The sequence below is a fragment of the Acidovorax sp. LjRoot74 genome, assembly GCF_964254355.1.
Classification (GTDB): domain Bacteria; phylum Pseudomonadota; class Gammaproteobacteria; order Burkholderiales; family Burkholderiaceae_C; genus Acidovorax.
In genome coordinates this window covers 3,901,324-3,923,597 of record NZ_CAXUTI020000001.1, presented here as the reverse complement: position 1 = coordinate 3,923,597, position 22,274 = coordinate 3,901,324, and the positions used below count along the sequence as shown (strand labels likewise).

The 22,274-nt window shown below is 67.5% G+C and carries 23 protein-coding genes; 12 read left to right on the top strand and 11 right to left on the bottom strand.

Features of this window, described 5'->3' with window-relative positions; all coding sequences use genetic code 11:
- Positions 1–63 precede the first annotated feature (63 nt).
- Complete coding sequence (gene hemH / locus ACSQ3O_RS18705) at positions 64–1,176, bottom strand: ferrochelatase (RefSeq protein WP_436140022.1); 1,113 nt, start codon at positions 1,174–1,176, stop codon at positions 64–66.
- Between the two features lie 202 nt (positions 1,177–1,378).
- Here hemH and ACSQ3O_RS18700 point away from each other — a divergent pair, with 202 nt between their 5' ends.
- The 12 genes from ACSQ3O_RS18700 to ACSQ3O_RS18645 all read left to right on the top strand — a co-directional run bounded on the left by ACSQ3O_RS18700 (position 1,379) and on the right by ACSQ3O_RS18645 (position 10,887).
- On the top strand, positions 1,379–2,050 hold the full coding sequence (locus ACSQ3O_RS18700) for an amino acid ABC transporter permease (protein ID WP_015014910.1): 672 nt from the start codon (positions 1,379–1,381) through the stop codon (positions 2,048–2,050).
- An 11-nt stretch (positions 2,051–2,061) separates the two neighbouring features.
- Positions 2,062–2,715 carry an amino acid ABC transporter permease gene (locus tag ACSQ3O_RS18695; RefSeq protein ID WP_015014909.1) on the top strand — a complete coding sequence of 218 codons (654 nt, stop codon included), beginning with the start codon at positions 2,062–2,064 and terminating at the stop codon, positions 2,713–2,715.
- Positions 2,716–2,778: 63 nt separating this feature from the next.
- The gene (locus ACSQ3O_RS18690) at positions 2,779–3,585 is read left to right on the top strand and encodes a transporter substrate-binding domain-containing protein (RefSeq protein ID WP_436140021.1); all 807 of its coding nucleotides are present in this window, start codon (positions 2,779–2,781) and stop codon (positions 3,583–3,585) included.
- Positions 3,586–3,612: 27 nt separating this feature from the next.
- Positions 3,613–4,392, top strand: a complete 780-nt coding sequence (locus ACSQ3O_RS18685; protein WP_060984970.1) for an amino acid ABC transporter ATP-binding protein — start codon at positions 3,613–3,615, stop codon at positions 4,390–4,392.
- A 62-nt stretch (positions 4,393–4,454) separates the two neighbouring features.
- Positions 4,455–5,201, top strand: a complete 747-nt coding sequence (locus ACSQ3O_RS18680; protein ID WP_137748571.1) for a sugar phosphate isomerase/epimerase family protein — start codon at positions 4,455–4,457, stop codon at positions 5,199–5,201.
- On the top strand, positions 5,198–6,148 hold the full coding sequence (locus ACSQ3O_RS18675) for a sugar kinase (RefSeq protein WP_137748570.1): 951 nt from the start codon (positions 5,198–5,200) through the stop codon (positions 6,146–6,148). Before ACSQ3O_RS18680 ends, ACSQ3O_RS18675 begins: the two co-directional genes overlap by 4 nt.
- Positions 6,145–7,170, top strand: coding sequence for a 2-hydroxyacid dehydrogenase (locus ACSQ3O_RS18670; RefSeq protein WP_137748569.1), 1,026 nt, complete (start codon positions 6,145–6,147; stop codon positions 7,168–7,170). The genes ACSQ3O_RS18675 and ACSQ3O_RS18670 overlap by 4 nt, the downstream gene beginning before the upstream one ends.
- A complete protein-coding gene (locus ACSQ3O_RS18665) occupies positions 7,167–8,243 on the top strand; it encodes a LacI family DNA-binding transcriptional regulator (protein WP_436140020.1) in 1,077 nt (358 codons plus the stop codon). The genes ACSQ3O_RS18670 and ACSQ3O_RS18665 overlap by 4 nt, the downstream gene beginning before the upstream one ends.
- A gap of 100 nt (positions 8,244–8,343) precedes the next feature.
- Positions 8,344–9,051 (top strand): HAD-IA family hydrolase, encoded by a 708-nt coding sequence (locus tag ACSQ3O_RS18660; RefSeq protein WP_015014902.1) that lies wholly within the window; start codon positions 8,344–8,346, stop codon positions 9,049–9,051.
- Between the two features lie 123 nt (positions 9,052–9,174).
- Positions 9,175–10,029, top strand: a complete 855-nt coding sequence (locus ACSQ3O_RS18655) for a DUF2189 domain-containing protein (protein WP_298454509.1) — start codon at positions 9,175–9,177, stop codon at positions 10,027–10,029.
- A complete protein-coding gene (locus ACSQ3O_RS18650; protein ID WP_436140019.1) occupies positions 10,026–10,238 on the top strand; it encodes a DUF2788 domain-containing protein in 213 nt (70 codons plus the stop codon). Before ACSQ3O_RS18655 ends, ACSQ3O_RS18650 begins: the two co-directional genes overlap by 4 nt.
- Positions 10,239–10,368: 130 nt before the next feature.
- A complete protein-coding gene (locus ACSQ3O_RS18645) occupies positions 10,369–10,887 on the top strand; it encodes a nucleotidyltransferase family protein (protein WP_436141149.1) in 519 nt (172 codons plus the stop codon).
- A 32-nt stretch (positions 10,888–10,919) separates the two neighbouring features.
- Here the strand turns inward: ACSQ3O_RS18645 and ACSQ3O_RS18640 are convergent, their stop codons facing one another.
- The 10 genes from ACSQ3O_RS18640 to ACSQ3O_RS18595 all read right to left on the bottom strand — a co-directional run bounded on the left by ACSQ3O_RS18640 (position 10,920) and on the right by ACSQ3O_RS18595 (position 22,265).
- Positions 10,920–11,957, bottom strand: a complete 1,038-nt coding sequence (locus ACSQ3O_RS18640) for a Bug family tripartite tricarboxylate transporter substrate binding protein (RefSeq protein ID WP_436140018.1) — start codon at positions 11,955–11,957, stop codon at positions 10,920–10,922.
- Between the two features lie 48 nt (positions 11,958–12,005).
- Positions 12,006–13,403: a sensor histidine kinase gene (locus ACSQ3O_RS18635; RefSeq protein ID WP_436140017.1), complete on the bottom strand. Its 1,398-nt coding sequence runs from the start codon at positions 13,401–13,403 to the stop codon at positions 12,006–12,008.
- A gap of 3 nt (positions 13,404–13,406) precedes the next feature.
- A complete protein-coding gene (locus tag ACSQ3O_RS18630; RefSeq protein ID WP_121419592.1) occupies positions 13,407–14,075 on the bottom strand; it encodes a response regulator in 669 nt (222 codons plus the stop codon).
- Positions 14,076–14,312: 237 nt separating this feature from the next.
- On the bottom strand, positions 14,313–15,338 hold the full coding sequence (locus tag ACSQ3O_RS18625; protein WP_436140016.1) for a Bug family tripartite tricarboxylate transporter substrate binding protein: 1,026 nt from the start codon (positions 15,336–15,338) through the stop codon (positions 14,313–14,315).
- A 120-nt stretch (positions 15,339–15,458) separates the two neighbouring features.
- On the bottom strand, positions 15,459–16,775 hold the full coding sequence (gene hpnE / locus ACSQ3O_RS18620) for a hydroxysqualene dehydroxylase HpnE (protein ID WP_436140015.1): 1,317 nt from the start codon (positions 16,773–16,775) through the stop codon (positions 15,459–15,461).
- A gap of 16 nt (positions 16,776–16,791) precedes the next feature.
- Positions 16,792–17,634: a presqualene diphosphate synthase HpnD gene (hpnD, locus tag ACSQ3O_RS18615; RefSeq protein ID WP_137748558.1), complete on the bottom strand. Its 843-nt coding sequence runs from the start codon at positions 17,632–17,634 to the stop codon at positions 16,792–16,794.
- A gap of 37 nt (positions 17,635–17,671) precedes the next feature.
- Positions 17,672–19,174, bottom strand: coding sequence for a TRAP transporter large permease subunit (locus ACSQ3O_RS18610; protein WP_436140014.1), 1,503 nt, complete (start codon positions 19,172–19,174; stop codon positions 17,672–17,674).
- Positions 19,171–19,626 carry a TRAP transporter small permease subunit gene (locus tag ACSQ3O_RS18605; protein WP_249368232.1) on the bottom strand — a complete coding sequence of 152 codons (456 nt, stop codon included), beginning with the start codon at positions 19,624–19,626 and terminating at the stop codon, positions 19,171–19,173. Before ACSQ3O_RS18605 ends, ACSQ3O_RS18610 begins: the two co-directional genes overlap by 4 nt.
- Positions 19,627–19,815: 189 nt before the next feature.
- On the bottom strand, positions 19,816–20,712 hold the full coding sequence (locus ACSQ3O_RS18600; RefSeq protein ID WP_436140013.1) for an amino acid ABC transporter substrate-binding protein: 897 nt from the start codon (positions 20,710–20,712) through the stop codon (positions 19,816–19,818).
- A 152-nt stretch (positions 20,713–20,864) separates the two neighbouring features.
- Positions 20,865–22,265: an L-serine ammonia-lyase gene (locus ACSQ3O_RS18595; RefSeq protein WP_436140012.1), complete on the bottom strand. Its 1,401-nt coding sequence runs from the start codon at positions 22,263–22,265 to the stop codon at positions 20,865–20,867.
- Between the last annotated feature and the right edge of the window lie 9 nt (positions 22,266–22,274).

Genomic DNA, 22,274 nt, shown 5'->3' with positions numbered 1-22,274 from the left:
AAAAAAAAGGCCGTCTGCGCGCGATGGATATGCCTTTTAAGCTATCAAAATAATAGTAAACGATCAATGGGCCACGGGGCAGGCCCCGGCTGGGGCGCCGCCTGCCTGTGCGTGGCTGCGCGCATCGGCCAGTGCGGCGGCGGTGGGGGCCTCGGTGGGCCAGCCCGCCAGGTGCTGCTGGGCCACGCGGCTCAGCGCGGTGATCCAGTGGTTGTTGTCGTTCAGGCAGGGGATGTAGTGAAACTCTTGCCCGCCCGCGTGCAAAAACGCCTCGCGCACTTCCATGTTGATCTCTTCCAGCGTCTCCAGGCAGTCGCTGGTGAAGCCGGGGCACACCACGTCCACCCGCCGCGTGCCCGCCTTGCCCAGTGCCTCGATGGTGGGCTGGGTGTAGGGCTCCAGCCACTTGGCCTTGCCAAAGCGCGACTGGAAGGTGATGCGAAAGCGCTCCTCGCGCAGGCCCAGGCGTTCGGCCAGCAGGCGGCCGGTTTTGCGGGCCTCGCAGTGGTAGGGGTCGCCCAGGTGCAGGGTGCGTTCGGGCACACCGTGGAAGCTCATCACCAGCTGGTCGGGTTGGCCGTGGTGCTTCCAGTGGGTTTCGATGGTGCGGGCGAGGGCGTCGATGTAGCCGGGGGCATCGTGGTACCGGTTCACAAAACGCAGTTCGGGCACGTTGCGCGTGCGCGCGGCCCAGGCATACACGGCATCGAACACGCTGGCCGTGGTGGTGCCGGAATACTGCGGGTACAGCGGCAGGATGAGGATGCGCGTGGCGCCTTCGGCCTTGAGGGCGTCGAGCTGGCTGGCGATGGACGGGTTGCCGTAGCGCATGGCGTGGCGCACCAGCACGGCGTGGCCTGCCTCGCCCAGCCAGCCGCGCAGCAACGTGGCCTGCTTGGCCGTCCAGTGCGCCAGGGGCGAGCCCTCGGGCGTCCAGATGCTGGCGTACTTGGCGGCGGATTTGGCGGGGCGTGTGCGCAGGATGATGCCGTGCAGGATGGGCCACCACAGCAGCTTGGGGATCTCCACCACGCGGTGGTCGCCCAGGAATTGCGCCAGATACCGGCGCACCGCCGGGGCCGTGGCTTCGTCGGGGGTGCCCAGGTTGCACAGCAGCACGGCGGTGCGGTCGGCCTGGCCGTGGGTGTAAGGGGGTTCGGGGTGGAAGGAAGGCATGCGGCATTTTCACCCACGCGCCAGGCCAGTGCGGGCCGGGCGCCTATTTGCGGCCTGGCGCACCACCGCCTCCGAGAGCAGGGAAAAGCATGGCGACTTGAGGTGTTTGCAGCCCCATTTTTGGGCGCATCGGGTATTCCCTGATGTGGTTATGAAACCGGTTTCATAAACTGGCGGCACTTTGGAATAACGACTGTCCACCGTGAATTACCAGTTCCAGTTCGATGCCGTGTTTGCCGCGTGGCCCTTGCTGCTTAAGGGCACCTGGATCACCGTGCAGCTGTCACTCACCGCCACCTTGTTGGGGCTGGTGGTGGCCATCTTTTGCGCCTGGGGCAAGACCGGCGGGCCGGGCTGGCTGAGGTTTTTGATCAACGCGTACATCGAGGTCATCCGCAACACGCCGTTTCTGGTGCAGCTGTTTTTCTTCTTCTTCGCGCTGCCGTCCATCGGCCTGCGCTGGTCGCCCTACACGGCGGCGCTCACCGCCATGGTGGTCAACCTGGGAGCCTATGCGGCCGAGATCGTGCGGGCGGGCATTGAGTCCATCCCCAAGGGGCAGATCGAGGCGGGCAAGGCGCTCAACCTCAAGCCGTGGGAGATCTTCCGGTTTGTGATCCTCAAGCCCGCGCTCAAGGCCATTTACCCGGCGCTTACCAGTCAGTTCATCCTGCTGATGCTCAGCTCGGCCGTGGTGTCGGTGATCTCGGCGGACGACCTGACCTCGGTGGCGGCCAACCTGCAGTCGCAGACCTTCCGCAGCTTCGAGATCTACATCGTGGTGACAGCCATCTACCTGGCGCTGGCGCTGAGTTTCTCGGCGCTATTCAAGCTGATTTATCAGCGCGTCCTTAACTACCCAGACCGCCGATAAGGAGACCGACCATGCGTACCTTCGGACTCTCCGAGTTTCTTTTCATCGTGCAGGCCGCGCAGTGGACGCTGGCGCTGTCGGCCATTGCCTTTGTGGGCGGTGCGCTGCTGGGGCTGGTGGTGGCGCTGTCGCGCACCTCAGAGAACGCTGCGGCACGCAATGCGGCGCGCGTGTTCATCCAGGTGTTTCAGGGCACGCCGCTGCTGCTGCAGCTGTTCCTCATCTTCTTTGGCGCACCCGTGTTGGGGTTTGACATCAACCCCTGGGTGGCGGCGGGCGTGGCGCTGGTGCTCAACAGCGCGGCCTTTCTGGCCGAGATCTGGCGCGGCTGTATCGAGGCAGTGCCACGTGGCCAGTGGGAGGCCGCGCAGGCCCTAAACCTCAAGTACGTGGCCCGCATGCGGTTTGTGGTGCTACCCCAGGCTTTCAAGATTGCGCTGCCGCCCACGGTGGGCTACATGGTGCAGATCATCAAGGGCACTTCGCTGGCCGCCATCATCGGCTTCACCGAGATCACGCGGGCGGGGCAGATCATCAACAACGCCACGTTTCAGCCGCTGCATGTGTTCACCACCGTGGCCGCGCTGTACTTCGTGATCTGCTGGCCGCTGTCGCTGCTGGCTGCACGCATGGAGCGCAAGCGCGCCCGTGCTCTGGCGCGCTGACCCACGCGCCGCAACCTTCTTTTCTTTCTGTTCTCGTTCACACCAACCACCAGGAGACATGCGATGACTTTTTCTTTGCAACGCCGCACCGCCACCGCCGCTTTGGTAGCCTTGGGCCTGGGCGCCGCCCTCACGGCGTTTGCGCCGCTGGCCTCGGCACAGTCCGTGGCAGACATCAAGAAGAAGGGTGAGATCACCATCGGCATGCTGGTGGACTTTCCGCCCTACGGCACCACCAACGCACAAAACCAGCCCGACGGCTACGACGCCGACGTGGCCAAGCTGCTGGCCAAGGACCTGGGCGTGAAGGCCAACATCGTGCCCGTCACAGGCCCCAATCGCATCCCGTTTTTGCTGACCAACAAGGTCGATGTGCTGGTGGCATCGCTCGCGATCACGCCCGAGCGCTCCAAGCAGGTGCAGTTCTCGCAGCCCTATGCGGCCGCGACCATCGTGCTGTACGGCAAGGCCGGCGCCAACATCAAGAGCGCTGCCGACCTGAAGACCGTGCGCGTAGGCGTGGCCCGTGCCAGCACCCAAGACGTGGCCGTGACCAAGGCTGCGCCCGAGGGCACTGAGATCCGCCGCTTTGACGACGACGCATCGGCCATGCAGGCGCTGATCTCGGGCCAGGTCGATGCGATTGGCTGCTCGGTCACCGTGGCAGCGCAGATTGCCAAGCGCGTGCCCGCCAACACCTTCGAGAACAAGTTCAACCTGCTGCAGCAAGCCATGGGCATTGCCATGCGCCCCGGCCAGGACGAGCTGACCAAGGCCGTGAACGACTTTGTGGCCCGCAACACCGCCAATGGCGAGCTGAACAAGCTGTACCAAAAGTGGCTGGGCGCTGACTTGCCCAAGCTGCAATAAGCCTGCCTGAACGATAAGGAGCCATTGATGAGCGACGCAGTCACGACCGCCCCCGGCACGCCGCCGATCATCCGCATGGAAGGGGTCAACAAGTGGTACGACAGCTTCCAGGTGCTCACCGACATCAACCTGTCGGTGCGGCCCGGCGAGCGCATCGTGATCTGCGGGCCATCGGGCTCGGGCAAGTCCACGCTGATCCGCTGCATCAACCGGCTGGAGACGGTGCAAAAGGGCCGCATTGAGGTCGATGGCATTGACCTGACCGCCGGCGGCAAGAACGTGGACGCTGTGCGCGCTGAAGTGGGCATGGTGTTTCAGCAGTTCAACCTGTTCCCGCACCTGACCATTCTGGAAAATTGCACGCTGGCCCCCATGCGGTCACGGGGCATGAGCAAGGCCCAGGCCGAAGAAGTGGCCATGAAGTACCTGACCCGCGTGCGCATCCCCGAGCAGGCGCACAAGCACCCCAGCCAGCTGTCGGGCGGGCAGCAGCAGCGCGTGGCCATTGCGCGTGCGCTGTGCATGGCGCCCAAGGTGATGCTGTTTGACGAACCCACCTCGGCGCTCGACCCCGAGATGGTCAAGGAAGTGCTGGACACCATGATTAGCCTGGCCGAAGACGGCATGACCATGCTGTGCGTGACGCACGAAATGGGCTTTGCCCGCAGCGTGGCCGACCGGGTGATCTTCATGGCCGACGGCAAGATCCTGGAGCAGGCGCCGCCGCAGCAGTTCTTTGGCCAGCCGCAGCACGACAAGACGCGGCAGTTCCTGGGCCAGATCCTGACTTCCCACCACGCACATTGAGACCTGGCAGGTCGTGCGGTTGATGGCCTCTGCCCCGGTGGGGCGGAGCCTGAAAGAAACACATGAAGGTATTGATTTCCCTGTCCTCCTTCGGCGCGGCCGAAACCGGTCGCCACGGCCAGCTGTGGTGCACCGACCTGGCCCAGCAAGCGGGCGCGGACGGTGTGGAGGTGCGTGGCGAACTGCTGCGTGACGCGGCTGCTGAGCTGCCCGCGCTGGCGGGCCGGGCAGCGGTGTACTCCAGCCCCGAAGGCTTGTGGACCCAGCAGGGCGAATTGGACGAAGCAGCCCTGGCGCGCGGCGCGCAGGCTGCGCAGGTGTTGCGCGCGCCGCGCCTGAAGATGTCGGTTGGTGGCTTTAGCCCTTCGTCGCATGCCTCGCTGCAACGCCTCAAGGCCCTGCTGCAGGCCGCCCCGCAGGTGGAGCTGGTGATCGAGAACGACCAGACCGCCACCGCAGGCACGCTCGCCGCCATGCAGGCGTTTTTTGCGGCCCAGGCGCAGGCCGGGCTTGATTTGGGTATGACCTTTGACATGGGCAACTGGCACTGGCAGGGCGAATGCCCGCTGCAGGCCGCGCAGGCCCTGGCGCCCTATGTGCGCTATGTGCATTGCAAGGGCGTGCAGCGCCTGCCCGCCAAGTGGGTGGCGGTGCCGCTGGCCGATTCGCTGGCGCCCTGGCGCGCCGTGTTGCGTGCCTTGCCTGCCAATGTGCCGCATGCCATTGAATACCCGCTGGTGGGGGACGACCTGGTGGCCATCACGCGCGAGCAGGTGGCCTTCATCCGCGCGGCACGGGAGGCTGCATGACCGCCCCGGCTTCTGACGTTGCACTGTTTGGCGAGGCCATGCTGCTGCTGGTAGCCAACGAGCCGGGCCCGCTGGAGAACGCCACCGGCTTTCACAAGCGCACGGCCGGGGCCGAGACCAATGTGGCCATTGGCCTGGCGCGCCTGGGCCTGAAGGTAGGCTGGGCTAGCCGCCTGGGCACCGACTCCATGGGCCGCGCGCTGCTGGCCGCCATGCAGGGCGAAGGCATAGATTGCTCGCACGTGGTGTGCGATGCCACGCAGCGCACGGGCTTCCAGTTCAAAGAGCGCGTGATGGATGGCCGCGACCCGCAGGTGGAATACCACCGCAAGGGCTCCGCCGCCAGCCAGATGGGGCCCGCCGATGTGGACGAGCCCTGGCTTCGGTCTGCACGCCACCTGCATGCCACAGGCGTGTTTGCCGCCATCTCCGACACCAGCCTGCAGGCCGCCATCCGCACGCTGGAGGTGATGCGTGCTGCAGGCCGCACCATCTCCTTCGACCCCAACCTGCGCCCCACTTTGTGGTCGTCGCCCGAGACCATGCGCCACTGGATCAACACCCTGGCCACCTATGCCGACTGGGTGCTGCCGGGCATGGAAGAGGGCGTGTTTTTGACCGGCGAAACCACTCCAGAGGGCGTGGCACGCTTTTACCGTGAGCGCGGCGCCAAGCTGGTGGTGGTCAAGCTCGGGCCCGAGGGCGCGTACTACGACAGCGACGTGGCCGGCACCGGCCGCGTGCCCGGCGTGCCCGTGGCCCAGGTGGTGGACACCGTGGGCGCGGGTGATGGCTTTGCGGTGGGCGTGATCAGCGCTTTGCTGGAAGGCCTGACTGTGCCCGCCGCCGTGCGCCGTGGCGCCTGGATTGGTGCCCGCGCCGTGCAGGTGCTGGGCGACACCGAGGGGCTGCCCACCCGCGCCCAGCTGCAGGAGGCGGGCCTGTGAGCCTGCCGCTACCTTCAACAGACGGCAGCACAAGCCCAGCGCGCAAGCAAGTGCTGGTGTTTCGCGAGCTGCCGCCCGACCAGCTCGCGCGGTTGACTGCCGTGCACGACGTGACAGTGGCCGACCCGCGCAAGCCCGACGAGCGCGCGCGGTTTGACGCAGCGCTGGCGCAGGCGCATGGGCTCATCGGCTCCAGCTTTCCCATCGATGCCGCCGTGCTGGCACGTGCGCCCCGGCTGCAGGCGGTGTCCAGCATTTCGGTGGGCGTGGACAACTACGCGCTGGACGTGCTGCAGGCGCGCGGCATCATGCTGTGCCACACCCCCGGAGTGCTCGACGAAACGGTGGCAGACTCGGTGTTTGCCCTCCTCATGGCCACCAGCCGCAGGCTGGTGGAGCTGTCGCAGCTGGTGCGCGAGGGCCGGTGGACCAAGAATATTGGAGAAGACCTGTTTGGCAGCGATGTGCATGGCAAGACGCTGGGCCTGCTCGGATTTGGCCGCATTGGCCAGGCCGTGGCGCGCCGCGCCGCACTGGGGTTCGGCATGCCGGTGATGTACCACGCCCGCCGCCCGGTGGACCTGGCGACCCAGGCCCCTGAGTTACAGGGCAAGGCCATCCACACGCCGCTGCCTGCGCTGCTGGCGCAGTCGGACTTTGTGGTGGCCATGCTGCCCTTGTCGGACAGCACACGGGGCATGGTCAACGCCGAACTGTTTGCGGCCATGAAGCCCGGCGCCATCTTCATCAATGGCGGCCGGGGCGCCACCGTGGTGGAGCAACACCTGCTGCACGCGCTGGACCATGGCCCGCTGCGCGCAGCGGGGCTGGATGTGTTTGCCACCGAGCCGCTGCCGCTGGCGTCGCCCCTGCGCACCCACCCGCGCGTGACCCCGCTGCCGCACATTGGATCGGCCACGCACGACACGCGCCATGCCATGGCCGCGTTGGCCACCACCAACCTGCTGCAGGCCCTGGCGGGCGAACGGCCCGCTGCTGTGTACAACGCCGTGCCCGCATGAGCCCGCCGACACCCGCGCCCTCCACCGCGCCGCGCGTCCGTCCCACCATCGCCGATGTGGCGGCCGAGGCCGGTGTGTCCAAGGCCACGGTGTCGCGTTACTTCAACCACCGCGAACGCCTGCTCAGCCCCGACATTGCCGCGCGGGTCGAGGCGGCCATCGCCAAGCTGGCTTATGTGCCCAGCCCCATGGCCCAGGCGCTGAGCCATGGCCGCTCGCGGCTCATTGGCCTGGTGGTGGCCGACATCACCAACCCCTATTCGGTGGCTGTGCTGCGCGGGGCCGAGAAAGCCTGCCAGGACGCGGGCTACCTGGTCATGCTGTTCAACCTGGGCAACGACCGCGAGCGCGAGCGCGCGGCCATCGACGCGCTGGCCAGCTACCAGGTGGATGGCTTCATCCTCAATACGCTGGGGCAGGGCGAGGGGCAGGCGGATGTGAACACCTTGCACGGCAAGCCCGCCGTGCTGGTGGACCGGCGCCATGCCGGGCTGGCTGCAGACTTCGTCTCGCTGGACAACCAGGGCGCCATGCGCGAAGCCTGCGCCCATCTGCAGCAGCAAGGCTGGCAGCGCCTGCTCTACATCACCCAGCCCTTGCTGGGTGTGAGTTCCCGCATCGAGCGCACGGAGGCCTTTCGTGCGCTGGTGTCCTCCAAGGGCTCGGCGGTGCGCGGCACAGTGCTGGAGCTGGCGGCCGAACAGGGCGACGACGTACTGGACCAGGCACTTACCGATCTGCTGCGGCAGGCCCGGCCCGGTGAGCGCTGCGCGGTGGTGGCGGGCAATTCGGTGGTCACGCTGCGGGTGGCAGCGTCCGTCTCGCGCCTGGGGTGGACGTTTGGGCAACAGGTGGGTTTCGTAGGCTTTGACGACCCCGAATGGGCGTCGCTGATCCGGCCCGGCCTGAGCGCGGTGGCCCAGCCCACCGATGCCATCGGGCAACGCGCAGCGCAGTGCCTGCTGGAGCGCATCAACGGCCTGGAAGGCCCTGCGCGCGAGAGCCTGCTGCCCGGGCTGCTGGTGGTGCGCGGATCTTCGTTGGGGCCTGGGGGCGCGCCAGACCCGGGTTGAACGCACTGCATTCCGCAAAGGCCTGCGGTATGCTTTGCGGCCCTCGCCCTGGTGCATCGCCGGGGCCTCTTTTTTCGCCTTCATCCTTCAGGTGCGCCCTGTGCCAAATCCCTCTCTGGACACCTCCCGCATCCGCGCCATCTCCATCGATCTGGACGACACGCTCTGGCCCATCTGGCCCACCATCACGCGGGCCGAAAGTGTGCTGCTGGACTGGCTGACCCACCACGCGCCCGCCACAGCGGCACTCTTCTCGGACACCGAGGCCCTGCGCGCCATCCGCAACCAGATGGTGACCCTGCGTCCCGACCTGAAGGGCGACCTGAGCGCGTTGCGGCGCGAGTCCATCCGGCTGGCGCTGACGCAGGCCGGTGACGAGCCCGCGCTGGCCGAACCGGCGTTTGATTTGTTCTTTGCCGAGCGCCAGCGGGTGGAGCTGTTTGACGATGCGCACGACACGCTGGCTTTCTTGTCAGCGCGCTACCCGGTGGTGGCGGTGTCCAACGGCAATGCCGATATCCACCGCATTGGCATCGGCCACTACTTTCGCCACAGCATCAGCGCGTCGGACTTTGGCATCGCCAAGCCCGATGTGCGCATCTTCCATGCGGCCGCCACGGCCGTGGACGTGCTGCCCCACGAGGTGCTGCACGTGGGCGACGACGCCACGCTGGATGCGCAGGGCGCGCTGAACGCGGGCATGCAGGCCGTGTGGATCAACAGCGCCAACCACCCCTGGCCGCACGACGACACACCGCCCCATGCCACGGTGGACAGCCTCACTGCGCTGTGCCGACTGTTGGCTTGATGGTTGGCCTGATCGGCTGCACCGGCCCGGTTTCTTGCCTCAGGTCAAGGTTTGGGCGCGTGGCGGTTGATGCTGCGGCCCGATAACGTCACACTCCAGCGTCGCTCAGCGACCCCTCCCACCATGCCCCGTAATCCCCCCCCGTTGCCCGCCATCCGCACCATCGGCCTGATGCAGCCCATGACCTGGCTGGTGCTGGCCTGGCGCGACATGGCGCGGGCGGGCTGGATCAGTTTTGCCCATGGCCTGGCGCTCACGCTGTTTGGAGCCGCCATCTTTGCGGTGGCGCATCACCGGTTCTGGCTGTTGGCGGGGGCGCTGTCGGGCTTTCTGGTGGTGGCGCCGGTGCTGGCCACCAGCCTGTATGCGCTGAGCCGCGCGCTGGAGCGCCGCGAAAGCGCCAACCTGGGCGTGGTGCTCAAGACCTGGTTCAACTGGCAGAACAGCCATGTGAACAAATGGGGCAACGACTACTGGTGCATGGTGCAGTTTGGTGCCTTGCTGGCGCTGGCGGCCTCGGGCTGGGTCATGACCTCGGCTGCGCTCATCACCCTGCTGGCGCCGGTGCCCATCGAGACGCCGCTCGACTTTCTGCGCCATGTGGTCATGGCGCGCGAGGGCTGGCTGTTTGAAATCTGGCTGGCGCTGGGCAGCCTGATGGCCGCGCCCATTTTTGCGTCCAGCGTGGTGGCCATGCCCCTGCTGCTGGACCGCCGCGCCACGCTGCTGCAGGCGGTGCTGACCAGTTGGCAGGCCGTGGTGGTCAACCCGCTGCCCATGGCGTTCTGGGCGGCGATCATCCTGGGCTTTACCTTGCTGGGCCTGGGCTCGCTGCTGCTGGGCCTGATCGCCGTGATGCCCATGCTGGGCCACGCCAGCTGGCACGCCTACCGCGACCTGGTGGACGCATCCAGCCTGCCCGAGCGCGACCTGGCCGCACCCGCTGCGCCAGCGCGCACGCCTGGAGGGGCATCGTGATTTTTGGCTTCACCGAGGCGCAGATCTCGGGCTTCTTCCTCACCTATGGCGTGGGGGCGTTCATCGCCTACATGCTGTTCATCATCGGGCAGCTGGCGTGGGAGTCCAAGGCGGGGCGCTTTGGCACCTTTGTGCTCTTCCTAGGCCTGGGCGTGGGGTTTCTGGGGTTCCTGGCCAAGCTGGTGATCCAGTGGTGGCTGGAGAAGTGAAGCGGCTGGCTTGTGAGACGGGCGGGGTCGCCCTGATCTTTCCTTCGGCCCCCGACCGACGCGTCGCGCGGCCCGCCCTGTGAGTCACCATCATCAGCTTGTCACGCTGGTGCGTGCTTCGCCTGCGCTGATGAGTGCGCTCCGCGCCGTGCGAAAGCTGGAACTGAACTCGTGGTGCATCGGGGCTGGCGCAGTGCGCTCGCTGGTGTGGGATGCCATGCACGGTTTTGCAGAACCCACACCGCTGGATGACGTGGATGTTGTCTACTTCGACCCCACAGTGGAAAGTGCAGAACACGACGCGGCGCTGGAACATCGGTTGCGCTGCGAGATGCCGTCTGTGGCATGGGAGGTCACCAACCAGGCCACCGTGCACCACTGGTTTGCGTGCCATTTGGGGCAGCAGGTGGCGCCCTTGGTGTCGCTGGAAGATGGCGTGGGCACCTGGCCGGAGATTGCCACCTGTGTGGGTGTTTTTCTGCGCGCTGACGACTCCATCGGCGTTGTGGCTCCCCACGGGCTGGACGACTTGTTCCACTTGATCGTTCGCCACAACCCGGTGCGCGCCGATGCCCGCACCTACCGCGAACGCGTGGTGTCCAAGCGATTTGCCGAGCGCTGGCCGCTGCTGTCCATCTGCCCTGCCTGAGGCCGGTTTACGGGCCGCAGCCGATTGCCGCCTCAGCGCGGCCAGGACCGCAGGCCCAGCTCCTGCGCCAGCTGGCGGTAGTCGGCCAGGCTGCGCTGCACAAACTCCTCCAGCGCAGCGCCGGTGCGCGCAAACGGGTACAGGCCGTACTGGCTGCACAGCGCGGCATAGCCGGGCGCGGCCAGTGCGTCGGCAAACGCGGCCACCCAGGCGCGCACGGCGGCGTCGGGGGCGCTGGCTGCCATGTACAGGCCGCGCACCGTGGGCCAGACCAGGTCCACGCCTTGCTCACGCGCCGTGGGCAGGTCGGCCAGGGCGCCGGGCAGGCGGGCCTGGGCCAGCACGGCCAGAAAGCGCAGGGGGGCGCCTTTGTCCAGGGCCTGCCGGGCCTCGGCTGCATCGCCGGTGAAGACGCCGATGTGGCCGCCGCGCAGCGCCTTGAGCGCCTCGCCGCCGCCTTCAAACGACACAAACCGCATGCGCTTGGGGTCCAGCCCGGCGGCGCGGGTCAGCAGTGCGGCTTTCATCCAGTCCTGGCTGCCCAGGGTGCCACCGGCGCCAAACACCACGCGGGCCGGGTCTTTGCGCAGCGCGTCCACCACGTCTTGCAGGCGTTGGTGGGGTGAATCACGGTGCACGGCCACCACGCCGTAGTCGGTGCCCAGGGTGGCGATCCAGCGCACGGCACTCACCGGGTGGGGGCCAAAGCGGCCCTGCGCGATGTTGAGCAGCGAGCCGCTGGAGAACGCCACCAGCGTGCCCGGCCCGCCCAGCCGCCCGGTGGCGATCTGGTCAAACGCCATGGCGCCAATACCACCGGGCAGGTAGCGTGTTTGCAGTGGTGGGCGGGTTGGGCGCACGGCCTGCACCGCCTGTGCGGCCAGGCCGCAGGTCAGATCGAACCCGCCGCCGGGGCGGGAGGGGGCGATGCATTCGGCGGGCTCTTGCGATGCGTCGGCCGCCCAGGCCACAGGCCCGCGTGCAGCGGCCGATGCGCCCGCCAGTGCTGCCAGCCACTGCAGGGTGCGGCGGCGGGGCAGGGTGGGGTGTGAGGTCGGTGCGGACGGCATGGCGGGGCGAATTCTGGCGGAATCTGGGGCGCTGCGGGATGGGGGTTTTCAGCCCCGGGGCCACCACAGGATGGCCAGCAGGCCCCGGCCGCCAGAGCCTTCCTCCAGCCGCAGGCCGCCCCGGTGCCGTTCGGCGATGGAGCGCGCAATCGCCAGCCCCAGGCCCGAGCCACCTGCTGCGGCCTGCGAGCCACGCCGGTAGCGCTGGCCAAGGGCATCGCGTTCGCTCGCAGGCAGGCCGGGGCCGTTGTCTTCCACGCTGAGGCTCCAGCCCAGGCCGTCCCCCGCCGCCGACACGGTGACCGTGCCGTGCTCGGGCGTGTAGGCAATGGCGTTGGCGGCCAGGTTGGTGAGTGCCTCGCGCAGCAGGCCGCTGTCGCCCACGGCCATGAACTCGGGCGTGGGCGTGTGGATGCCAAAGTCGATCTGCCGCGCGCGGGCGCGGGGCAGCAGTTCCAGCGCCACGGCGCGCAGCAGCGCGGCCAGGTCGAACGGGGCAAGCTCGACCGCCGCCGTGTCGCTGCGGCCCAGGGCCAGAAGCTGCTGGGTGCTGCGCGTGGCGCGCGCAATCTCGCCCCCGATGGCGTCGAGCGTGTGCTGCACCTGGGTGGCGTCGGCCTCGCGCCGGGCGTAGTCGATCTGCATCTGCAGCGTGGTGAGGTGGGTGCGCAACTGGTGCGATGCATCGTCCAGAAACTGCCGCTGCTGCGCCACCAGGTCCTGCGTGCGCGCCATCTGCTGGTTGGCGGCGGCCACCAGGGGGCGGATGTCGGCGGGCAGGTCGGTGTCGGCCATGGGGGTCATGTCATCGGGGCTGCGCGCCTGCACCTCACGCGCCAGGCGTGCCAGCGGGCGCAGCGCCACGGCCAGCGTGGCGGCCGTGCCCAGCACCATGAGTGCCAGCACCAACGTGTCGCGCAGTGCGGCCCGGCGCACAAAGCGGCTGGTGAATTCCTGCCGCGAGCGGGTGCTTTCGGCCACCTGCACCAGCACGCTGCTGGCATCGGCCCCGGGTGCGGCGCCCTCTACCGTGCGGCGGTAGGCTGCCAGCCGCACGGATTCACCGAAGTAGGTGGCATCGTAGAAGCGCGGCACGCCGGGCGTGAGCGTGCCGGGTGGCAGGGGCAGGTCGGCGTTGCCCAGCTCCACCAGCCCATCGGACGATGCGACGCGGAAGTACACATTGCCGCTGGCCGTGAGTTCGAAAAATTCGAGCATGCTGTAGGGCAGCTCGGCCGACAGGCCGCCCGAGGCGGTGGAGATGTTGGCGTCAATGGATTTGAGTGCCCCGAGCAGCGAGCGGTCATAGGCCGCGTTGGCGGCCTCCAGCGCATCGTGCCGCGTCATCCACAGCTCCACGCCCGTCACCACGGCCAGCAGCGGCAGCAGCAGCAGGGCCAGCAGCCGCCACAGGCTGGCACGGCGCAGGCGTGCGGTCAGGCCCATGGTTCAGTCAGCCTCTAGCGCATAGCCCAGCCCGCGCAGCGTGGTGATGCGCACACCACTGCCATCCAGCCGCTTGCGCAGGCGGTGCACAAACACCTCCACGGCTTCGGGGTGCACGTCCTCATCGTCGGAGAACACGCGGTCCAGAATCTGCTGCTTGGAGAACGGCTCGCCGCTGCGCTGCACCAGCACGCGCAGCACGGCGTGCTCGCGCGGCGACAGGGCCAGGGGCTCGCCGTGCAGCGTGAACTGCTTGCGCGGGTTGTCGTATACCAGCGCGCCGCAGGCCAGGCGAGGGTGTTCGTTGCCACGCGCGCGGCGCACCAGGGCGTGCAGGCGCGCCTCCAGCTCGGCCAGCTCAAAGGGTTTGGCCAGAAAGTCGTCTGCCCCGGCGTTGAGCGAGCGCACACGCTCGTCCAGCGAGTCGCGTGCCGTGAGGATCAGCGCAGGCAGGCGCTGGTCGCGGTCACGCAGGCGCTGCAGCACGGCCTGGCCGTCCAGCCCGGGCAGCCCCAGGTCCAGCACCAGTGCGTCGTAGTTGTCGTGCTGTTGCAGTGCGCGGTCGGCCAGGCGGCCATCGTTCACCCATTCCACCTGGATGCCCGCATGCTCCAGCGCGCGGCTGAGCCAGGTGCCCAGGTTGTGGTCGTCTTCGGCCAGGAGGATGCGCATGGGGGGATGCTAATGCCGTTGTGCAGTGCCGCCGCCGAGGCCTGCACTCCCAGGCCGCAGGCCTGGCGTGCCCCGCCAGCGCCACCGTGGAACTGGCTTTGCCAGGCCACGGGTGGCGTCCCCCCTCTGGGGGCTGAGATGCGGCGGCTCCAAGCCTGCCTGCGCAGGCTTTGACGGCATCGAAGAGCTGCAGCCTCCGGCTGCGGCGCCGAGCGGGTTGCGGCTCAGGGTGCTTCTCTAGTCCGGTTTCACCTGTGCGCGCTTGAGCACTTTTTGCCAGCGTGCCTGCTCCGTCGCAATGAACTGCGCAAACTGCGCGGGCGTGCCACCAATGGCCTCGGCGGCGTCGCCGTTCAGCCGCTTGAGGGAGTCGGGCGCCTTGACGGCCTTGGCGGTTTCGATGGCCAGCTTGTCCAGGTGCTCCTTGGGCAGGGTGGCCGGGGCCAGCATGCCGTACCACTGGGTCATCTCAAATCCCGGGAAGCCCTGCTCGGCCACGGTGGGCACGTCGGGCAACTGCGGCAGGCGCTGGGTGGAGCCGGTGGCGATGCAGCGCACCTTGCCGGACTTGATGAAGGGCAGCAAGGCAGCAGCGCCCACGGCGGCGGCATCAAGGCGGCCCGAGAGCAGGTCGGTCATCATGGGGCCGGTGCCGCGGTAGGGCACGTGCAGCATGAAGATCTCGGCGGTCATCTTGAGGTATTCAAACGCCAGGTGGCCCGCGCTGCCGTTGCCCGCCGAGCCGTAGCTGAGCTTGGCCGGGTTCTTCTTGGCGTAGGCAATGAATTCCTTGAGGTTCTTGGCGGGCACGTCGGGGTGCACTACGTACAGGCTGGGCACCTTGGCCAGCAGGCTCACGGGCTTGAAGTCCTTGTTGGCGTCGTAGGGCAGCTTGTCGAAGATGTAGGGGTTCACGGCCAGGGTGCCGATGTGGCCCAGGATCAGCGTGTGCTGGTCGTCTGCGCGGGCCACTTCCGACATGGCGATGTTGCCTGCTGCGCCGGGCTTGTTGTCCACAAACACGCTCTGGCCCAGGGTCTTGCTCAGCTCGGCCGCCGTGGAGCGCGCCACGATCTCAGAGCTGCCACCGGGGGCAAAGGGCACCACAAAGCGGATCGACTTGGCGGGCCACGCGGCCTGCGCCGATGCGGCGCTGGGCAGCAGGCCACCCAGGGCCAGGGCACTGCCTGCGCCCAGCAGGTGGCGGCGGGTGGGCTGGAAGGCGGGGTGGGAGGTGGGGTAAATGTCGTTGTCGAACAGCATGGGTGTCTCCGTGAAAGCCATCAAGGCGTTGCAGGGCGTATGGTGTGCGCCGCGTGCTTTCGGAATGCTGTCAAGCGGCTTGGGGTTTTCCCGGGGGCACCTGGGATGCCAAGGCGTGCGTTACGCCAGCGCCGCCACTGCGGTGCCGCTGAGCACCGCGCCTTCCAGCGTGGCGGGGTAGGGGCCGTCCACATAGTCGCCGCAGGCAGTCAGCCCTGGCAGCACCTGCATGCCGGGCCGCTGCAGGCCGGGGGTGCAGGCAAAGGTGGCACGTTTTTCCACCACGGTTTGCACAGGCTGCAGGCCCGGCAGGCCCAGTTGTGCGGCGGCCTGCTGCAGCACCTGCTGCTCCAGCAAGGCCCGGTCGCCGTCGCTCGCGCTCACCACAAAGGCCAGCAGCCCATGCTGGCCATCAAGCTGGCCCCGGTCAAACACGAACTGCGCCGGGTGGGCAGCGGTGTTGCGCAGTGCCAGCATGGGCTGGGGCAGGTGGGCGCCCGGTGAGTGGGCATAGACGGTGGTGATGGCCTCGAACCGCAGGGCACTGGTGGTGGCGCTCCAGCGGGCCGCACTGGCCAGGCCCGCCGTGCCCGCCAGGCTTTCGACCAGGCGGCTCGCCTCCCACGACGGGCAGGCCAGGGTAATGTGGTCGAACGCTTCAGGTTCTTCGGTGCCGTTGGCCGCCACGACCGGTTGCCAGCGCCCGCCGGGCAACGGCTGCAGGCGCTGAATGCGCTGGCCCGTGATGACCTGGCCGCCTTGCTGCTGCAGCCAGCGCACGGCGGCTTCGGGGAAGAGGGCGCCCAGGTCTGCACGCGGCAGCAGCAGGTTAGAGCCGCCACGCCCGCTGAACAGGCTGTCCTGCAGCACGCGCAGAAACACCTGGCCGCTGGCCTCGCGCGCCGGGGTGTTGAGGGCGGAGACGCACAGCGGGTCGATGAACTCGGCCATGAGCCGGGGCGTGAGCGGCGCGCACAGGTCGGCCACCGAGGTCGCAGGCGCGCAGCGAAACCCCTTGAGTTGCCACGCGGTGGCCGTGCGCAGCAGCGTCAGCTTGTCGCGCCAGCCCCAGCCCTTGGCGCGGGCAATGCCCAGCAGGGCATCGAGGGGCGGGGGCAGGTCGGGCAGTTGCAGGCCCTGGCCGTCGGGGAACTGCAGCGTGAGCGGCAGGCGAAGCAGGGCGGTGTCGATGTCCACGCCCACCAATCGCATCAGGCGCAGGCTTTCGGCGTAGGCGCCAATCAGGATGTGCTGGCCGTTGTCGAGGGTGGCGGGCGTGCCACCGGGCAGTGCGCCCGGCACGGCCCGTGCGCGGCCGCCCACTGTGCGCGCGGCTTCGAACACCGTGACCTCGCGGCCGATTTGGGTGTGGGCGATGGCGGCGGCCATGCCCGCCCAGCCTGCGCCCACCACTGCCACGTTCGCGGCGACCTTCATGGACGCGGGCCCACGGCTATGACATCCGGCCCAGGGCCTGTACCTTCCACGCCAGCCAGAACTTGCGCAGCGGCGTGAGGCGGATGCGCTGGTGCAGCACCTGGAAGTTCTCGTGCTCAATCTCGCGCAGCAGGGTGCGGTAGATATTGGCCATCATCAGGCCGGGCTTTTGCGCGCGGCGGTCGGCATCGGGCAGCAAGGCCAGGGCCTCGTCGTACAGGCGGTGCGCGCGCTCGGCCTGAAAACGCATGAGCGCCGTGAAGCGGTCGGAGTAGGTGCGCTTGAGGATCTCGTGTGCCTTCACGTCAAACTGCTGCAGCTCGTTCACCGGCAGGTAGATGCGGCCCAGCATGGCGTCTTCGCCCACGTCGCGGATGATGTTGGTGAGCTGGAAGGCCAGGCCCAGCTTGTGGGCGTATTCGGTGGTGCGTGGGTCGGTCTGGCCAAAGATGCGTGCGGCGACTTCGCCCACGATGCCTGCTACCAGGTGGCAGTAGCCCTTTAGGCCCGCAAAGTCGAGGTAGCGGGTTTGCTCCAGGTCCATCTGGCAGCCGTCGATCACGGCCTGCAGGTGGCGTTGTTCAATGCCGTAGTCGGCGGCCAGCGGCATCAGCGCCAGCATCACGGGGTGGGTGGGCTGGCCTGCGTAGGCCTTGGCCACCTCGGCCTGCCACCAGGCCAGCTTGGTGCGGGCCACGCCGGGGTCAGAGACTTCGTCCACCACATCATCCACTTCGCGGCAGAAGGCGTAAAACGCCGTGATCGCGGCGCGGCGCGGGGCCGGCAGGAACAGGAAGGCGTAATAGAAGCTGCTGCCCGAGGCCACGGCTTTTTGCTGTACGTATTGCTGTGGGGTCATGGGGCGCGATTGTCCCATGCACCGGGGCGCCATCGCCTCACTTTGCGGCGGCGTCGCCAGCGTTTGGTGTTTCAACCGGTGGGGCAGACATCTCGCGCATCAGCGCATCCAGGTCATCGCCCTCGATGGTCATTTGGGGAACCGTTGCGGGCGTGGTGCGCAGCCAGTGGGTGGTTTCGGGCGCTGCAAGCACCAAACCCACCACGCCAGCCAGCGTGAGGAGATAGGGGGCCAGAGCGAGCACCACAGCGCGCTGGGAGGGGCGTGGTTCCACCTGCCCCATGGAAAGCACCAGGGCGTAGCCCAGCGGTGGCAGCAAAAAACCGGCCTGTAGCACCAGCAGGGCCAAGGCTGCGACCCATGCAGCGTCCCCTCCCAGGGCCAACAGCGGGGGCATCACGATGGGTATGACCAGAAAGATCAGCTCAAAAGCGTCCAGCACAAAGGCCGACGCCAGCAGTACCAGCAGCACTGCAGCCATGGCCAGCGCGGGCTGGCCCTGCAGGGTGCGCATCCATTCGGTCACCAGCACATCGGTGCCAAAGGCCCGCAGCAGCAGTGAAAAGGTAACGGCGGCCACCAGCAGTGCGAACAGCGCGCCGGTGAGGGCCAGGGCATCGTCCAGCACGCGGGCCAGCACGGGCCGGGTGAGTTGGCGCGATACCAGGCCCCACACCAACAATGTCACACCAGCGGCAGCGGCGGCCTCCACGGCACGGATGCGGCCCGTGGCCACCAATGCCAGCAGCGCAATGATGAACGTGGGCACGATGCACAGCGTCCAGCCCTCGCTGCGGGCCATCGCTGAAGGGCGGGCAGTCGTGGTGGGTGGCTCTGCACGGTCGTGGCGCCGTGCCACCCACCAGGTGATGCCCAGCCAGACGAGCAGCAGCAGGGCGCCAGGGGCCAGTGCGGCCTGCAGCACATCCTGTGTGTTGATGATGCGGGTTCCAGCCTGTGCCGCAGGCAAACCCAACTGCCGGGCCAGGGTCAGGCCTTCTGTGTGGGCACGCAGCATTGCATCCCCCAGCAGAAGCAGCACCAGCGAGGGTGGAACGATGACACCCAGTGTGCTGGCCACGGCCACCAGGGTGACACGCCGTTCGGGCGGTAGACCTTCGGCGGCCCAGGCCCGCTCGGCGGTGCGCGACAGGGTGACCAGGCTGGCCCCCACCGACCCATTCATGGGCGCCATGAGCATGCCCACGCCCAGCCCGGCCAATTCAGAGGCAGCCCGCCGCCCCGTGAGCCGCGCCAGCGTTTTGCTGAGCCCTCCATACAGACCATTGATCAAGGCCAGGTGATTGAGCAAGGCGCCCACCATTGCATACAGCACCAGGGCCTGCAACAGGTCATGCTCCAGCAGTCCCACCATGCGCTCGGGCAGGGCACGCAGTACGCCTGCATCGAATGCGCCCACTGCCAGGCCCAGCACCGCACCCAGGGTGCTCACTGCCAGCAACACGGCATAGGTGGCCCAGCCCGTGGTCATCATCAGTACCAGGGCCAGCACCAGCAGCAGAAGCCCGAGCAGGCTCATGGGGTGTTCCCTCCCGTGCTGGCGGCCGCCTGGCGCACAGCGCGCCACAGATCCACCAGTGACTGCAGGGCGAGCAAAGCGGCCAGCAGTAACAGCGCTACCTTCACCACAAAATAGCCAGGATTGGCGGTTTCTGGAAAGCTTTCAAGCCCGCGCACCGAGCGCCATACCATGGGGGTGCCCTGCCAGCACACGAACAGCGCCCATGGCAATATGGCCAGCGGCGCACCCACGCCGCGCAGCGTGCGCAGCCATCGGCCGCCAGCGTGCGTCAGGTCGGGGCGGCTGACCAAGTGGGCATCGCGCCGGGCCGCATGCCGCAGAGCCACTGCCACATACAGCGCAAACATCGCCTGCGCCAGGTCATTGGCCTTGCTGGAGCCTGCGCCGAGCCAGTCTCTCAGAGGCCACTGCAGAAACAGCAGCACGACGATCAGCAGAGCCAGAGGCATGAAGAGTGAGCCCACCCAGTCAAGCGCATCTTCCAGCCGTCGTGCGGCCCATGGGGTTGGAGGTGGAGGGGGCGCTGCGTTATCGAGCATGGGCAAAGGGTGGCGGCGGGCGTGGAGATCGCATTCCAACACACCCCATCTGGCGCACGGACGCCTGGTTCCGAAGTACGGCTCGGAGAAAACAGTGGGTTAGAACGCGATCTGTTCCACGCCGATGTCGCTCGGGCGGCGCAGGGCTTCTTTCATGAACACACTCATGGGCAGCGTGCCCTGGTCGGAGCTGAACCATTTCTTGTAGAGCGCAGCCATCTCGCCGTTCTGGATCATGCGGCGGGTCACGCGGTCCACCAGTTCCTTGAACTTGGGGTCGTCCTTGCGCAGGCCGATGCTGTAGGGCTCGACCGAGAGGCGTTTTTCCAGGAACTGGTATTCGTCCATGGCCTTGCCCATGCGGGTGAGCGGAATCCAGATGCCCGCATCGTCGGCAAACGCAGCGTCGGCTTCGCCCTTGGCCAGCGCGTTCACGGCGTCCAGTGTGCTGTCCACTGGCACGTAGTTGAACTTGCGTACAAAGGTGCGTTCGTTGGCCTTGAGCAGGTTCTCGTTGGTGGTCTTGGCCTGCACGGCGATTTTTTTGCCCTGCAGGTCGTCCAGTGTCTTGATGCCCGCGCTTTTGCGCACCAGGAAGGCGGACGAGGCCACAAAGATGTGGTGGCTGAACGCAATCTCCTTTTGCCGCGCGGCGGTGTTGGCCGTGCCGCCGCACTCCAGGTCCACCACATTGCCCTTCACGTCGGAGATGCGGTTCTTGCCATCGACCAGCAGGTACTTCAGGCGCAGGTCGGGGCGCTTGAGTTCCTTTTTGATTTCTTCATGGATCTGCAGGCAGATATCGACCGTGTAGCCCTGCACCTTGCCACTGGTGGCGTCCTTGTACGAAAACGGCAGGGACTTTTCGCGATGACCCAGGCGCAGTTCGCCCGTGCTGGCGATGTGGGCCAGGGTGTCTTCTGCCCACGCAGGGGCGTTGGCCAGAACCACGGCCGCCATCAGCGCCCAGGGGCGCAGCATCGAAGAAATTTTCATGAAAGAGAAAAAGAGGGAAAAGAACAACAGGGCGCCTCACGGCGCGGGGGAGAACGGCCCGGAGACGGGCCCTGCAAGAAGGCTGGAAGCCCAGCCGAGCGCGGATTGTGTACCCATGCCGCCTGGTTGCCACGCAGGCATGCTGCGGTGCGTCAGCATTCCACAACATTCACGGCCAAGCCGCCGCGCGAAGTCTCTTTGTATTTGATCTTCATGTCTGCGCCGGTCTGCATCATGGTCTTGATGACCTTGTCGAGCGAGACCACATGCTGGCCGTCGCCGCGCAGCGCCATGCGGGCGGCGTTGATGGCCTTGATGGCGCCCATGGCGTTGCGCTCGATGCAGGGGATCTGCACCAGCCCGCCCACCGGGTCGCAGGTCATGCCCAGGTTGTGCTCCATGCCGATCTCGGCGGCGTTCTCGATCTGCTCGGGGCTGCCGCCCATCACGGCGGCCAGGGCGCCTGCCGCCATGGAGCAGGCCACGCCCACCTCGCCCTGGCAGCCCACCTCGGCCCCCGAAAGCGAGGCGTTTTCCTTGTAGATGATGCCGATGGCGCCTGCAGTGAGCAAAAAGGTGGCAATCCCATCCTCGTTCGCACTGGGCAAGAAGTTCACGTAGTAGTGCAGCACGGCCGGGATCACGCCCGCCGCGCCGTTGGTGGGCGCCGTCACCACGCGGCCGCCAGCGGCGTTTTCTTCGTTGACGGCCATGGCGTAGAGGTTCACCCAGTCCAGCATCGAGAGCGGGTCGCGCAGCGCGGCCTCGGGTGCGCTGCTCAGCTTGTGGTGCAGCTCGGCCGCGCGGCGGCGCACATGCATGGGGCCGGGCAGGGTGCCGGTGCTGGCACAGCCGCGTTGCACGGCCCCGGCCATGGTTTTCCAGATGGCCATGAGCTGGCGGCGCACCTCGGCGCTGCTGCGCCAGTGTTGCTCGTTGGCGGTCATGAGCTGCGCCGGGGTCAGGCCCGTGGCCTGGCACTGGGCCAGCAGCTCGGCCCCGGTGCGGAAGGGGTGGGGCAGGCCCTGGGCATGGCCTGCCGCATCAGGCCCTGCGGTGGCGGCGCTGTTGAGCACACGCTCGCCCGCCGCATCGATCACAAAACCGCCGCCCACCGAGTAGTACTCGCGAGTGGCGATCTCGGTGCCCTGCGCGTCAAACGCATGGAAGGCCATGCCGTTGGGGTGCAGCGGCAGGCTTTTGCGGCGAAACAGCAGGTGTTCCTTTTCGACAAACGGCACCGGGTGCTCGCCCAGCAGGGCCAGTGTTTGCCGGGTGCGGATGTCGGCAATGGCGGGCTGGATCTGGTCGGGGTCTATGTGGTCGGGCTCATGCCCGGCCAGGCCCAGCAGCACGGCCTTGTCGGTGCCGTGGCCCACGCCCGTGGCGGACAGGGAGCCAAAAAGCTCCACCGTGACGTGGTGCACGGCGGTCAGGCCCAGGGTGCCCTGCACATGGCATGCAAACTGCCGCGCCGCAATCATGGGCCCCACGGTGTGGGAGCTGGACGGGCCGATGCCGATCTTGAAGAGGTCGAAAACGCTGACGGACATGGTGAAGGT

Coding starts and splice junctions, on each gene's coding strand:
- hemH (WP_436140022.1), bottom strand. CDS start 1,176: ATGCCTTCCTTCCACCCCGAACCCCCTTACACCCACGGCCAGGCCGAC.
- ACSQ3O_RS18695 (WP_015014909.1), top strand. CDS start 2,062: ATGCGTACCTTCGGACTCTCCGAGTTTCTTTTCATCGTGCAGGCCGCG.
- ACSQ3O_RS18690 (WP_436140021.1), top strand. CDS start 2,779: ATGACTTTTTCTTTGCAACGCCGCACCGCCACCGCCGCTTTGGTAGCC.
- ACSQ3O_RS18685 (WP_060984970.1), top strand. CDS start 3,613: ATGAGCGACGCAGTCACGACCGCCCCCGGCACGCCGCCGATCATCCGC.
- ACSQ3O_RS18680 (WP_137748571.1), top strand. CDS start 4,455: ATGAAGGTATTGATTTCCCTGTCCTCCTTCGGCGCGGCCGAAACCGGT.
- ACSQ3O_RS18675 (WP_137748570.1), top strand. CDS start 5,198: ATGACCGCCCCGGCTTCTGACGTTGCACTGTTTGGCGAGGCCATGCTG.
- ACSQ3O_RS18665 (WP_436140020.1), top strand. CDS start 7,167: ATGAGCCCGCCGACACCCGCGCCCTCCACCGCGCCGCGCGTCCGTCCC.
- ACSQ3O_RS18655 (WP_298454509.1), top strand. CDS start 9,175: ATGCCCCGTAATCCCCCCCCGTTGCCCGCCATCCGCACCATCGGCCTG.
- ACSQ3O_RS18645 (WP_436141149.1), top strand. CDS start 10,369: ATGAGTGCGCTCCGCGCCGTGCGAAAGCTGGAACTGAACTCGTGGTGC.
- ACSQ3O_RS18640 (WP_436140018.1), bottom strand. CDS start 11,957: ATGCCGTCCGCACCGACCTCACACCCCACCCTGCCCCGCCGCCGCACC.
- ACSQ3O_RS18635 (WP_436140017.1), bottom strand. CDS start 13,403: ATGGGCCTGACCGCACGCCTGCGCCGTGCCAGCCTGTGGCGGCTGCTG.
- ACSQ3O_RS18630 (WP_121419592.1), bottom strand. CDS start 14,075: ATGCGCATCCTCCTGGCCGAAGACGACCACAACCTGGGCACCTGGCTC.
- ACSQ3O_RS18625 (WP_436140016.1), bottom strand. CDS start 15,338: ATGCTGTTCGACAACGACATTTACCCCACCTCCCACCCCGCCTTCCAG.
- hpnE (WP_436140015.1), bottom strand. CDS start 16,775: ATGAAGGTCGCCGCGAACGTGGCAGTGGTGGGCGCAGGCTGGGCGGGC.
- hpnD (WP_137748558.1), bottom strand. CDS start 17,634: ATGACCCCACAGCAATACGTACAGCAAAAAGCCGTGGCCTCGGGCAGC.
- ACSQ3O_RS18610 (WP_436140014.1), bottom strand. CDS start 19,174: ATGAGCCTGCTCGGGCTTCTGCTGCTGGTGCTGGCCCTGGTACTGATG.
- ACSQ3O_RS18605 (WP_249368232.1), bottom strand. CDS start 19,626: ATGCCTCTGGCTCTGCTGATCGTCGTGCTGCTGTTTCTGCAGTGGCCT.
- ACSQ3O_RS18600 (WP_436140013.1), bottom strand. CDS start 20,712: ATGAAAATTTCTTCGATGCTGCGCCCCTGGGCGCTGATGGCGGCCGTG.
- ACSQ3O_RS18595 (WP_436140012.1), bottom strand. CDS start 22,265: ATGTCCGTCAGCGTTTTCGACCTCTTCAAGATCGGCATCGGCCCGTCC.